Origin of the sequence: Streptomyces sp. NPDC102467, from assembly GCF_044765445.1 — a bacterium.
Taxonomy (GTDB): Bacteria; Actinomycetota; Actinomycetes; order Streptomycetales; family Streptomycetaceae; genus Streptomyces.
In genome coordinates this window covers 25,974-37,231 of record NZ_JBIWKA010000008.1, presented here as the reverse complement: position 1 = coordinate 37,231, position 11,258 = coordinate 25,974, and the positions used below count along the sequence as shown (strand labels likewise).

General features: G+C 71.4%; 13 protein-coding genes. 8 read left to right on the top strand and 5 right to left on the bottom strand.

Annotation, left to right across the window (positions count from 1 at the left end; all coding sequences use genetic code 11):
* The first annotated feature begins 69 nt into the window (after positions 1-69).
* From ACIREE_RS17765 to ACIREE_RS17750, 4 genes are read left to right on the top strand one after another with little or no spacing between them, the layout of a single operon-like run.
* A complete protein-coding gene (locus ACIREE_RS17765; protein ID WP_404153288.1) occupies positions 70-771 on the top strand; it encodes a polysaccharide deacetylase family protein in 702 nt (233 codons plus the stop codon).
* Positions 768-1,907 carry a glycosyltransferase gene (locus tag ACIREE_RS17760; protein WP_404152414.1) on the top strand — a complete coding sequence of 380 codons (1,140 nt, stop codon included), beginning with the start codon at positions 768-770 and terminating at the stop codon, positions 1,905-1,907. Before ACIREE_RS17765 ends, ACIREE_RS17760 begins: the two co-directional genes overlap by 4 nt.
* Positions 1,904-2,569: a lipopolysaccharide biosynthesis protein gene (locus ACIREE_RS17755; protein ID WP_404152411.1), complete on the top strand. Its 666-nt coding sequence runs from the start codon at positions 1,904-1,906 to the stop codon at positions 2,567-2,569. The genes ACIREE_RS17760 and ACIREE_RS17755 overlap by 4 nt, the downstream gene beginning before the upstream one ends.
* A complete protein-coding gene (locus tag ACIREE_RS17750) occupies positions 2,569-3,702 on the top strand; it encodes a GNAT family N-acetyltransferase (protein ID WP_404152409.1) in 1,134 nt (377 codons plus the stop codon). The genes ACIREE_RS17755 and ACIREE_RS17750 overlap by 1 nt, the downstream gene beginning before the upstream one ends.
* Before the next feature lie 37 nt (positions 3,703-3,739).
* Here the strand turns inward: ACIREE_RS17750 and ACIREE_RS17745 are convergent, their stop codons facing one another.
* The gene (locus tag ACIREE_RS17745) at positions 3,740-4,966 is read right to left on the bottom strand and encodes a glycoside hydrolase family 26 protein (protein WP_404152407.1); all 1,227 of its coding nucleotides are present in this window, start codon (positions 4,964-4,966) and stop codon (positions 3,740-3,742) included.
* Between the two features lie 133 nt (positions 4,967-5,099).
* Here ACIREE_RS17745 and ACIREE_RS17740 point away from each other — a divergent pair, with 133 nt between their 5' ends.
* Together ACIREE_RS17740 and ACIREE_RS17735 are read left to right on the top strand one after the other, a co-directional pair.
* Positions 5,100-6,401, top strand: coding sequence for an ATP-grasp domain-containing protein (locus ACIREE_RS17740; protein WP_404152405.1), 1,302 nt, complete (start codon positions 5,100-5,102; stop codon positions 6,399-6,401).
* On the top strand, positions 6,401-7,672 hold the full coding sequence (locus tag ACIREE_RS17735) for an NAD(P)-binding domain-containing protein (RefSeq protein ID WP_404152401.1): 1,272 nt from the start codon (positions 6,401-6,403) through the stop codon (positions 7,670-7,672). The genes ACIREE_RS17740 and ACIREE_RS17735 overlap by 1 nt, the downstream gene beginning before the upstream one ends.
* Positions 7,673-7,909: 237 nt before the next feature.
* Here the strand turns inward: ACIREE_RS17735 and ACIREE_RS17730 are convergent, their stop codons facing one another.
* From ACIREE_RS17730 to ACIREE_RS17720, 3 genes are all read right to left on the bottom strand, one after another.
* Positions 7,910-8,749, bottom strand: coding sequence for a chaplin (locus tag ACIREE_RS17730; protein ID WP_404152398.1), 840 nt, complete (start codon positions 8,747-8,749; stop codon positions 7,910-7,912).
* 90 nt (positions 8,750-8,839) lie between these two features.
* Positions 8,840-9,031: a chaplin gene (locus tag ACIREE_RS17725; protein WP_404153285.1), complete on the bottom strand. Its 192-nt coding sequence runs from the start codon at positions 9,029-9,031 to the stop codon at positions 8,840-8,842.
* Positions 9,032-9,174: 143 nt separating this feature from the next.
* Positions 9,175-9,585, bottom strand: a complete 411-nt coding sequence (locus ACIREE_RS17720; RefSeq protein ID WP_404152395.1) for a rodlin — start codon at positions 9,583-9,585, stop codon at positions 9,175-9,177.
* Positions 9,586-9,791: 206 nt separating this feature from the next.
* On the opposite strand from ACIREE_RS17720, the gene ACIREE_RS17715 reads away from it, so the two are divergent.
* The gene (locus ACIREE_RS17715) at positions 9,792-10,202 is read left to right on the top strand and encodes a rodlin (protein WP_404152392.1); all 411 of its coding nucleotides are present in this window, start codon (positions 9,792-9,794) and stop codon (positions 10,200-10,202) included.
* Between the two features lie 173 nt (positions 10,203-10,375).
* Positions 10,376-10,783, top strand: coding sequence for a rodlin (locus ACIREE_RS17710; protein ID WP_404153282.1), 408 nt, complete (start codon positions 10,376-10,378; stop codon positions 10,781-10,783).
* Between the two features lie 59 nt (positions 10,784-10,842).
* On the opposite strand, the gene ACIREE_RS17705 is transcribed toward ACIREE_RS17710, so the two are convergent.
* Positions 10,843-11,130 carry a hypothetical protein gene (locus ACIREE_RS17705; RefSeq protein ID WP_404152389.1) on the bottom strand — a complete coding sequence of 96 codons (288 nt, stop codon included), beginning with the start codon at positions 11,128-11,130 and terminating at the stop codon, positions 10,843-10,845.
* Positions 11,131-11,258 lie beyond the last annotated feature (128 nt).

The following is an 11,258-nucleotide window of genomic DNA, read 5'->3' as shown; positions in this document are numbered from 1 at the left end:
ACTGCGCTCCAGGAACGACCCGGCTCCAGAACGCGGGACCTTCTGCCCGGACGGTCCCCCTGGGTGGCGATGTACCACTCGGTGGACGACTGCGCCGACGACCCCTACAACGTCACCGTCACCCCCGACCGGCTGCGCCAGCAACTGCACTGGCTGCGCTCGCGCGGCCTGCACGGCGTCAGCGTGGCCCAGCTCCTCGACGCCCGCTGCCGGGGAGCCGGCCGCGGCCTGGTCGCCCTCACCTTCGACGACGGCTACGGCGACTTCCTCGAGAACGCCCTGCCGCTCCTACGGCACTACGAATGCAGCGCCACCGTCTTCGTCCTCCCGGGCCGGATCGGCGGCGAGAACGGCTGGGACGCCGAGGGCCCGCGCAAGCCGCTGCTGACCGCGCAGGGCATCAGGGCGGCCGCCGCCGCGGGCATGGAGATCGGCTCGCACGGGCTGACGCACATCGACCTCACCCTCGCCGACGACGAGCAGCGCCGGGCCGAGCTCCAGCGGAGCAAGCTGCAGATCGAGGAGCTCACCGGGCGCGAGGTGTTCGGCTTCTGCTACCCGTACGGGTCCGTCGACGCGCGGACGGTCGAGGGCGTCCGCCGGGCCGGATACCGGTACGGCTGCGCCATCTCCCCGGGGCCGCTCACCAGCGTGTACGCCATGCCCCGGGTCTTCGTCGGCCAGGCGGACACGCCGTGGCGCCTGGAGCTCAAGCGCCGGGTCCACCGCATTCGAAGACGCCCCTGGCAGGTCGGGGAGGACGCGCGGTGAAGGTCCTGCACGTCATCACCGGCCTGGGCGCGGGCGGCGCGGAACAGCAACTGCGGCTCCTGCTCAAAGAGTTGCCGAAGTCGCACGACGTCGTGACCCTGACCAACCCGGGGCAGGTCGCCGAGGGACTGATCCGTGACGGCGTGCGCGTCGCCCATCTCGGCATGGCCGGAAACCGGGACGGACGCGCCCTGCCCCGCCTGGTGCGGCTCATCCGGGGCGGCCGGTACGACGTGGTCCACACCCACCTCTACCGGGCCTGCCTGTACGGCCGGACGGCGGCGCGGCTCGCCGGTGTGCGGGCCGTGGTCGCCACGGAACACTCGCTGGGCGACGCGCAGATCGAAGGGCGCCCGCTGACCAGAGGCGTGCGCGCCCTCTACCTGGCGGGGGAGCGGCTCGGCCGGGCGACCATCGCGGTCTCCCCGGCGGTGGCCGACCGGCTGCACGGCTGGGGAGTCGCCCCGCACCGCGTGCACGTCGTCCCGAACGGCGTCGACGTCGCCCGCTTCACCTACGACCAGGCGGCCAGGGCCAGGACCCGCCGCGCCCTCGGGCTGCCCGCCGACACCTTCGTCATCGGCGGGGTGGGACGCCTGGTGCCGGGCAAACGGTTCGACGTACTCGTCGCCGCGCTGCGCGAACTCCCGGCGGACGTACGGCTCCTCCTGGTCGGCACAGGACCCGAGGAGGAGGGTCTGCGGCAGGCCGCGGACCGTGCCCAGGTCCTGGACCGGGTCGTCTTCGCCGGGGAGCGGCCGCACACCGCGGCGGAGTCCGGCTCCGTCGATCTGCCCGCGCTGTTGTCGGCGATGGACGTGCTCGCCTCCCCGTCGGTCGACGAGGCGTTCGGGCTCGCCGTGGTGGAGGCGCTGGCCTGCGGCCTTCCCGTCCTCTACGTCACCTGCCCGGCGGTCGACGATCTGCCCGCGGGCACGGCCCCCCGTGCGGTCCGTGTCCCATGCCTGCCCGCCTCGTTCGCCGTTGAGGTGCGAAGACTCCGTGCCGGACCGGCCGATGACAGGCCGCCGTCGGAGGCCGCCCTCCACTACAGCATCGCCCGGAGCGCCACGCAGCACCTAGAGGTGTACGCGGCGGCCCTGGGCGCCTCGACCCCAGGAGTGAGTACGCGATGACCGAAGCCGCCCAGGAGAGGGCCGCCTCCCGCCCGCTGTCCGCCCGCATCGGCGCCCGCACCAGGAAGGCGCCGCGCTGGTGGCCCCTGCCGGCGGGCATCCTGCTCGGAGCGCTGGCCGGTGGCGTGTACGGCGTGGCCAGTACGCCGGAGTACACGGCGACCAGTTACGTGATCGCCGTACCGACGAAGGGCTCCGACGCGATGTCCGCGACGGGCTTCGCGCAGGCCTACAGCAGGGTGGCCACGCAGGTCGCGGTGTTGAGCGACGCCCAGGTCGCGGCGGGCGTCCCGGTGGAGACGCTCCGCTCGAGCGTGCGCGCGGAGACCTCGCCGGACGCGCCCATGGTCGCCATCTCCGCCGCATCGGACGAACCCGCCGAGGCGATGGCGATGGCCAACGCCGTCGCCCGCGCGCTGACGGCCAACGCCAGTCACACCAAGGACTCCACCCACGTCGAACTCCTGCGGTTCACGCGGGCCGTGCGGCCGACCGAGGCGTCCTCGCCCTCGGCCGGACTGACGACCCTCGTCGGCACCTGCGCCGGAGGGCTGCTCGGCGGCCTGGCGCTGCTGCTCCGCCCGCGCCGGGAGCCCGACGGCCGCGCGACGCCCACCGTGCCGGCCCCCGCCGCCGCGGACGCGATGCGGGGCGGCGCCTGATGCCGACGGGCGCACCCGCGCCGTCCGCCCCGGTCGTCACGGTGTGCACCGACGCGGCCGAGTTCGGGGCGCTGCGTGAGGAGTGGAACCGCCTGCACCGCTCCTGCGGGACCGCGACACCGTTCCAGAGCCACGCCTGGCTCCACTCGTGGTGGCTCTCCTACGGCCGCCCCGGCCGACTGCGCGTCGTACTCGTACGCCTCGAAGGACGGCTCGTGGCAGCGGCGCCGCTCATGCTGCGGCTGCGCCCCTTCCCCTCGCTGACACCGCTCGGTACGGCCATCTCCGATTTCAGCGATGTCCTCGTCGAGGACGGGCCGCCCGGATCCGTTGGCCCTGCCGTCGACGCCCTCAGTGCCGGGCTGTGGCGACTGGCCCGTACCGTGGTGATCGACTTCCGTGAGGTGCGGCCGGGCAGCACCGTGGAGACCCTCCACGCCGGCTGGCCGGGGCCGCGCCGCCGGCTCGACGACTCGCCGTGCCTGGAGCTGCCCGCGCTGCCGATGGACGACCTGGTGGGGCGGCTGCCCCGGCCCAGGGCGCAGCGGGCCCGCGCCAAGCTGCGCAAGCTGGACGCGATGGGGATCGAGCGCCGCGTCGTCCCCACCGCCGAGGTGGGCACCTCGGTACGGCGTCTCCTGGAGCTGCATCAACTGCAGTGGCAGGAACGGAAGGTGACCACCGAGCACGTCAGGCCGCGGTTCGCCGAGCACCTGACCCGCTCGGTCACGCTGATGGCGCAGACGGGCGACGCCGTCGTCACGGAGTTCACCCTGGACGGCTCGGTCGTGGCCGCCGACCTGACCTTCCTCTCGCCCCGCCTGGCCGGCGGCTACCTCTACGGCGCGCACCCGCAACTGAGGGAGCGCAAGGTCGACGTGGCCACCATGCTGCTGCGCTCGTGCGCCCAGCACCTGCAGAGCGGCCCCGGCGACGGCGTGCTGAGCCTGCTGCGGGGCACCGAGCCGTACAAGCTGCACTGGCGGCCCGAGCAACGGGTCAACCAGCGCTTCCTGCTGGCCCGCCGCGGCTCGGCCCCGCTGCTGGCCGCGCTCCTCGCCGACGTCAGCGCCCGGACCTGGGCCAAGCGGGCACGGCGTGCCTGGAGGGAGCGCGGTGGCGACCCGGCGTAGAGCCCGGCCCGCCACCACGTCCTACGGTCGTGCCGGGTCAGGAACGCCGCCCCCACCAGTCGAACCGCAGGCACAGCTTGCCGCCGAGCCAGTGCTCGACCCAGTCGCCCAGGTCGACCCGGGAACACTGCGGGGTGACCGGGACGGTCGGTTGCGTCGGTTGCGTCGGTTGGGTCGGCTGCGTGGGCGTGGTGCCCGGCTTGTCGCGGCCGGTCAGCGCCGTCCGGTAGACCGCAGACGCCTTCGGGTTGGCGCCGCACTGCCACACACCGTGCGGGCAGTAGTCCGTGAGCGTGTTGTAGAGCGGCTTGTGCGCGTCCATCCAGGCGAGCATGCGCCGCATGTACTCGGCGTTGTCGCCGTTGCGGAAGAGCCCCCACTCCGGGTACGAGATCGGCTTGCCGTGCTGCTTCGCGAAGTCGACCTGCGCCTGCAGCCCGTACGGCTCGGACACCTGCTCGTCGAAGGCCTTGCCCTCCGGCTGGTCGTACGAGTCCATGCCGATGATGTCCACCGTGTCGTCGCCGGGGTAGCAGTCGGTCCAGGGCACCGCGTCCCGGCCCCTGCTGGGCGTGAAGTCGAACCGGAACTTCTGCCCCGGCACGCTCCGCATCACCGTGACGATCCGGTTCCAGTACTTCTTCCACGCGACGGGGTCGGGCCCGCAGCGGTGCGTGTAGGTGGTGCCGTTCATCTCCCAGCCAAGCACGACGACGGTGTCCGGTACGTGGAGGGAGACCAGGCGCTCGGCCAGGACGCGGAAGTGCTGGTCGAAGTCGCCCGCCGCGCCCTGCCCGAGCAGCGCCCGCACCTCCGGGTCCGGTACGCGCGCCTCGTTGCGCTCCAGCATGGGGACGTTCAGTACGAAGAGCCGGTCATCGCGCTCGCGGCGCCACTTGGCCCAACTGTCGAGGAACGTCGGGGAGCCCTCGATGTTGCTCCACCGGTCACCGGGAAGATAGGTGTGCCCCACGCGCAGGTCGGCGCCGCCGAGCCACTGCGACAGCTTCGTCATCCGCGTCACACCGCTCGGCCCGTAATCCAGGTAGGCACCGAAGGCCGGGAACCTGTCCGCTCCCGCCGCCGGGGCCGGATCAGGGGACGTCGTGGCCGACGGTGTCTGTGACGGTGCCGGTCGGCTGCGCGGGCTCGCGCCCGCCGGCTCGATGGACACGGATCCCGACGCGACCACGGCCGAGATCAGGATTCCCGCCGCGATCAGTGGCAGGCGTCTGCGTTTCGTCCAGCGGCGTTTTGTGACCATGTCTGCTCCTTCGTCCCGCGCTCGCTCCATTTCTGACACTCAGTCATATGAACGTGTATGGCGCCAATCGTGGAACGGCCGACGGCCGCCCTCCCTCACCCTCACGGGTGAGTTCCTGGAAAGGAATCGACACATGCTCGACCCCTGTGTGCCGGTCGTGCTGCTGCGGATCGACCCCAACCCCTTCCACCACGGAACGCTGGGGGCGGCCCGCTCCCTGGGCCGCTGCGGTGTGGAGGTCCACGTGGCGGCCGCGGGGGCAGGCAGCCCGGTGGCCCGATCGCGCTACGTCACACAGATGCACCCCGCGCCCCGGCCGGGCGCTTCGCCGGCCGAGGTCGTCGGGATTCTGCGGCGAACGGCGGCACGGATCGCCCGGCCCGCGGTGCTGATCCCGATGGATGACGCGGGAGCCATCGCGGTGAGCCAGCTGCGCGAGACGCTGACCGAGATGTTCCTCCTGCCGGAACAGCCCGAACACCTCGCCGAGTACGTCGCGGACAAGGCCCGGCTGCCCGAGCTCTGCCGCGCCGTCGGCATCGAGCACCCCGCCACGCTGCTGCCGCGGGACGAGCACGAGGCGTACAGCGGAGCCGAGGAGCTCGGCCTGCCCGTCGTGGCGAAATGGAGCCACCCGTGGCTGCTCCCCCCGGGTTCCGGCCTGCGCAGCACATGCCTGGTCAGAACCGCGCAGGAGGCGAGAAGCCTGTACCTGAAGGGCCTGGGCACCGGCAGCGAACTGCTGCTGCAGAGGTACCTGGCCGCGGGGCGGGGCAACGACTGGTTCTTCCACGGATACGTCGACCGGCACGGGAAGCTGCACGGCGGGGGAGCCGGCGCCAAGCAGCACGCCTGGCCGCGTGGCGCTGGGCTGACCGCGGTCGGCCGCTGGGCCCCCGTACCGGAGCTGCAGGCCACGGTCGAGCACCTCGTCGAGGCGCTGGAGTACCGGGGCATCTTCGACATCGACTTCCGGGTCGACACCGAGACGGGCAAATACTGCCTGCTGGACTTCAACCCCCGCCCCGGAGCGCAGTTCAGGGTGTTCGCCGACGGCAACGGCCTGGACGTCGTACGCGCCCAGTACCTCGACCTGACCCACCAGCCGCTGCCCGACGGGCACGCCCTGCCGGGGCGCACGTTCATCGTGGAGAACTACGCGCCGCTGTCCGCGCTCCGGGCCCTGATGACGTCCACGCTGCCCGCCCGCCGCTCCGCCGTGACCGGGGAGTTCGCCTGGCACGCCGCCGACGACGTCGCGCCCGCCCGGGCCATGGCCGCCGCATGGTCCCAGCACGCGGCACGCCGGCTGCTGCGCCGCCCGCGCCCGACGGTCGACGACCTGCCCGAGGCGCTCTACGAGGGGCCGAGCGGCCCGACCGAACCCGCTGCCGCCGTCCGGACCGCGACGGCTGAACGAAAGGCGAGCTGCTGATGCACGACCTGTTGGTGGTGGGCGCAGGCCCCTACGGCCTGTCCATTGCCGCCCACGCCCAAGCGCGCGGCCTCGACACCCGGGTCCTCGGGCGCCCGATGGACTCGTGGCGCCACCACATGCCCCGGGGCATGTTCCTCAAGTCGGAGCCGTGGGCCTCCAACCTCTCCGCGCCGGGCGGCCGATTCACCCTCGACCAGTACTGCGCGGACGAAGGCACCGTCGCCCGGCACGGCCTCCCGACCCCCGTGGAGACCTTCACGTCCTACGGCCTGTGGTTCGCGCGGCAGGCGGTGTCGCAGCTGGACGAGCGGCTGGTCGAGCGCATCGACACGGCGCCCGACGGATTCACCGTGCGGACCGAGGACGGGCAGCTCCTGCGCAGCAGGGCCCTGGCCCTGGCCAACGGCCTGCTGCCGTACATGCACATCCCGGAAGCCCTGCGGGGCCTCTCGGGCGAGTACGTGTCGCACAGCAGCCGGCACAACGACCTCGGCCGGTTCAGGGGCTCGGACGTCACGGTCGTCGGAGCGGGGCAGGCCGCGCTCGAGATCGCGGCGCTCCTCGCCGAACAGCAGACCCGGGTGCGGATCGTCGCGCGCGCGGCGCAGCTGGACTGGAACGACGTCCCGCCACCTTGGGTGCGCCCCTGGCACAAGAGCCTGCGTGCCCCGCACAGCGGACTCGGCTGCGGCTGGCGCAACTGGTTCTACGCCGAGCGGCCGGGGGCGTTCAGCAAGCTGCCGGAACGCACCCGGGCCGCCATCGCCACGACCGCGCTCGGGCCCGCGGGCGCCTGGTGGGTCCGGGACCGGGTGCGGGCCGCCGCCATCGACATCCGGATGGGGCGGACGCTGGTGGACGCGAGGCCGTCATCGGGGCGGATCCACCTGCGCGCGGTGGGCTCCCCGCACGGCATGGAGGACTTCGAGACCGATCACGTCATCGCGGCCACGGGATTCCAGGCGACCTGCGCGCGGATGACGCTGCTCGCACCCCGGGTGAGGGACATGCTGGCCCGCCCCGAGGAGACACCACGGGTGGCCCGGGGCTTCGCGTCCGCCTGCCCGGGTCTCTTTCTCGCAGGACTCGTGACGACGCCCGACTTCGGCCCGGCGATGCGCTTCGTCCACGGAGCGACCTACACCGCGCCCACCCTGGTCGACGGGGTCGAGCGGTACCTGAGGCGGCAGCCCTGGCGGGGCGGTTCCGCGGTGCCGCCCGGCCGGAAGGCCGCGCCGGCCCCCGTGGCGGTCGCATCCGACAGCTGACGCGACAGGCGGCGGGCTCTACGGGGCTCGATGGGGCTCGATGGGGTGACACGGCGGGCAAACGGGTGAACCGGTTCTTCAGAGCCCGCGGCCCGGTGGTCCACTGTCGCCTGTCATGAGGACGGCCGCGCTGTCTTCCTCCAGCCGTCGGCTGCACGCCGATGGAAGGCAGCTCGTATCCGCGGTGTCCTCTGTGGGCCGGGAAGAGCGTTGGCGTAGCTCTTCCCGGCCCGACACTCAGCGACGTGCCGTGCGGGCCCTGCGATACAGGATTCCGCCGCCGACCAGGAGTCCGGCGCCGGCGGCCGCGGCCCCCAGGACGTTCTGGTCGACTCCCGTGTCGGCGAGCCGCTCCTGCGCCACCGGCGCCCGGAGGACGGCCGTCGCCCCCGTCATCGGTACTGCCCGACGGCTGACCGCGTCGACCTCGCCGGCGTCGTGCGCACCGGGAAGGGCTCGGTCGGCGGGCGGCGAAGACGGCCCCTCGTGTCCCTCGTGCCCCTCGTGCGGAGCCGGCGGCACCTCGTCCTCCGAAGACCCCGGTGTCGTAGTCGTGTGCCCCCCGTTGGCACAGGAGTTGCCCATGGCGGGGTTGAGCGCGCCCACCACATCGACGGTGTCGCCGCACAGATTCAGGCCGACGTTCACAGGGGCCTGCACGGAGTTGCCCGCCAGGACACCTCCGGACTGCGTCGAGCTCCCGGTAGCGGTGGCGGCAGGCGTGTCGGTGTGGGGCGCGCGCGTGCGTGCCCTGGCCGGAGCGTGTTCGGTCGTGTCGTCGCCGTACCCGCCCGCCCGCGGGTGGCTGACCGAGGAAGCGACGGCGTGGGAGTGCCCGTCGTTCTTGCATGTGTTGCCGAACGCCGGATTCCCTACGCCCACCGCGTCGACGGAGTTGCCACAGAGATTGACCGGGACCGCCACGGGGGCCGCGACCGAATTGCCCGACAGCACGCCGGGAGAACCGCCCGACTGCCCCGTACTGCCGGTCCCGGCGATCGCGCTGCCCCCGGTCATGGACAGAATGCCGGTCGCCGCCGCAGCCGCCACCGCCCCGATTCTCAGTGCCTGCTTCAATGCGTTTTCCTTTCCTGCTCGAAATTCGAAGCCGACCCTGGCGCTCGGAGGCATCCAGGGTCGGCCGGGGGACGAACTGCGGTTCCCGCGTCAGTCGTTGGCGCAGGGGTTGCCGAAGGCGGGGTTCAGCAGGCCGATGACGTCGACGGTGTTGCCGCAGAGGTTCACCGGGATGTGCACGGGAACCTGCACGAGGTTGCCCGAGAGGACGCCAGGGGAGCCCACGGCCGCACCCTGCGCGCCGGAGTCGGCGAACGCCGGGGCCGCCATACCGAGGGCCATGACCGCACCGGCCACGATGGCGGCGCTCTTCTTGACAGACATGTCTTTCTCCTTTTTGCCGAGGAAGTGACTCGCGATAAAAAGGCCCGAACCGCCCGCAGTTGAAGGATGCGGACGGCCCGGGCCGGGTGCGCAGTGGCTGATCAGCCGTTCTGCGTACCGTTGCCGGAGAGGACCGGGATGTCGTCCAGGATGTGCGACAGCGGCTCGTCGCCCTTGGCCTGCGTCGAGTTCTCGACACACTGCTGGTTCTGCGGGGCCGACAGGATCGGGATGTCCTGGACGCCGACGTTGACCAGACCCACGATGTTCTGGATGTTCGCCTTGACCGGCAGGCCGACACAGGGCTTGTTCAGCGAACCCTGGACCAGGCTGAGCTGCGGGCTCATGTCGCCGTCGGTCGAGGAGTTACCGAAAGCCTGCGACGCGCCGTTGCCGCTGGCGGAGGTGGTGCCGCCGTCGTTACCGATCGCGAGCGCCGTGGGCGCGGCCGCGGCGGAGATACCGACGACGGAGACGGCGACTGCTGCTGCAGTCATAGCCTTCTTGAGCATTTTTCTGTTCCTTTTCTGACAGGCACCGGTTACTGCGAAAGGAACAACTCCCCGGGAACGCGATGGTTCCGCAGGTTCACCCGTTGCGCCGAGAGTCTGATTATCCGCACGGCGCGCGATTCCCCGTCCGAGTGAATTCGGGCAACCAAATCAGCCCGCGCGCAGTTGATACGGATGCTCTCGGAAACAACTGAAGGGAATCCCTCATGATGAAGAAGGCTGTGGCGGCTGCCGCTGTCACCGCGTCTCTCGTCGGCATCTCCGCGGCGGCGGCGCCCCAGGCGCTGGCGATCGGGGACGACAGTCCGACGACCTCGTTCAGCGGCAACCACGCGTCGCAGTCGTACGGCAACTCGTCCACGTACGGCAACATGAGCCCGCAGATGGCGCTCATCCAGGGTTCCCTGAACAAGCCCTGCATCGGTCTGCCCGCCAAGGCGAACCTTCAGAACATCGTGGGTCTGGTCAACGTCGGCGTCCAGGACATCCCGATCCTGTCGGCCCCGCAGAACCAGCAGTGTGTCGAGAACTCGACGCAGGCCAAGGGTGACGAGCCGCTGTCGCACATCCTGGACGACATCCCGGTCCTTTCCGGCAACGGAACCGGTAACCACTGATCCGTATGCCGTACGCGTTGGGCCGCCGGGACCGGCGGCCCAACTTTGTTTTTCGAGTGCTCGCGTAGTTCGCAGGTATTACGCCGAATGGGTCAGGGTTCGCAACTGTCGCAATCCTGGCCAGTTGTCTATGCGTAGCTCCGTAACGGAGTTCGCTCATGAAGGGAATTCGCATGAAGAAGCTGTGGGCAACCGCAACGATTGCCGCTTCCGTCGCCGGCCTGTCGGCGGTGGCTGCTCCCCAGGCTCTGGCCATCGGTGACGACGGGGCCACCACGTCGGCCAGCGGCAACGGCGCCCAGCAGGCGTACGGCAACTCCTCTGCCAAGGGGGACCAGAGCCCGCAGCTCACCCTGGTCCAGGGCACGCTGAACAAGCTCTGTGTCGGCCTGCCGGTCAAGGCGAACGTCCAGAACATCGTGGGTCTGGTCAACGTCGGCGTCCAGGACATCCCGGTCCTGTCGGCCCCGCAGAACCAGCAGTGCTCGGAGAACGCGACGCAGGCCAAGGAAGACGAGCCGCTGTCGCACATCCTGGACGACATCCCGGTCCTCGCGGGCAACGGCGTGCAGAACCACTGACACACCTGAGGGGCAGCTGCTGAGCGCAGCTGCCCCTCACGCGTGTCCGGATGCCCTGGTCAGCTGCCGAGCAGGTTGGTGACCGGCGCCACCAGGTCCGTGACCTGGTGCAGCTCGCTCAGCTTGTTCAACTGGTTGAGGCCTTGGAGCTGCTCGGCCGTACGGGGCACCTCGTCGCGGTGCGCGGCGGGCACGGCCATGGTGGAGACCGCGTCCAGCGTCGCGGTGGGGGAGATCATGTTGCTGGACGGGTCGGGCAGCGTGGCGGCCCCCGCGGCCGGTGCGGCGATCGCGGTGGAGCCGACTGCGAGCAGAACCGCGGTGATAACTCGTCGAGTTGAGGTCATGTCTCCATAACTGCACGCAGGACATGGCGGACACGGGACAAGGAAGCCCCCCACTCGACAGGTCTAAACGCCGGTCGGCCGTGCGACAGGACCGTGCGACGGCCGGGTGGCCGGGCTCCCGACCGGCG

What these genes read in the sequence shown, in the direction of transcription:
- ACIREE_RS17710 (WP_404153282.1), top strand. Translation starts at nt 10,376, where the DNA reads ATGAAGAAGCTGTGGGCAACCGCAACGATTGCCGCTTCCGTCGCCGGC.
- ACIREE_RS17720 (WP_404152395.1), bottom strand. Translation starts at nt 9,585, where the DNA reads ATGCTCAAGAAGGCTATGACTGCAGCAGCAGTCGCCGTCTCCGTCGTC.
- ACIREE_RS17740 (WP_404152405.1), top strand. Translation starts at nt 5,100, where the DNA reads ATGCTCGACCCCTGTGTGCCGGTCGTGCTGCTGCGGATCGACCCCAAC.
- ACIREE_RS17765 (WP_404153288.1), top strand. Translation starts at nt 70, where the DNA reads ATGTACCACTCGGTGGACGACTGCGCCGACGACCCCTACAACGTCACC.
- ACIREE_RS17745 (WP_404152407.1), bottom strand. Translation starts at nt 4,966, where the DNA reads ATGGTCACAAAACGCCGCTGGACGAAACGCAGACGCCTGCCACTGATC.
- ACIREE_RS17750 (WP_404152409.1), top strand. Translation starts at nt 2,569, where the DNA reads ATGCCGACGGGCGCACCCGCGCCGTCCGCCCCGGTCGTCACGGTGTGC.
- ACIREE_RS17715 (WP_404152392.1), top strand. Translation starts at nt 9,792, where the DNA reads ATGATGAAGAAGGCTGTGGCGGCTGCCGCTGTCACCGCGTCTCTCGTC.
- ACIREE_RS17755 (WP_404152411.1), top strand. Translation starts at nt 1,904, where the DNA reads ATGACCGAAGCCGCCCAGGAGAGGGCCGCCTCCCGCCCGCTGTCCGCC.
- ACIREE_RS17725 (WP_404153285.1), bottom strand. Translation starts at nt 9,031, where the DNA reads ATGGCCCTCGGTATGGCGGCCCCGGCGTTCGCCGACTCCGGCGCGCAG.
- ACIREE_RS17735 (WP_404152401.1), top strand. Translation starts at nt 6,401, where the DNA reads ATGCACGACCTGTTGGTGGTGGGCGCAGGCCCCTACGGCCTGTCCATT.
- ACIREE_RS17705 (WP_404152389.1), bottom strand. Translation starts at nt 11,130, where the DNA reads ATGACCTCAACTCGACGAGTTATCACCGCGGTTCTGCTCGCAGTCGGC.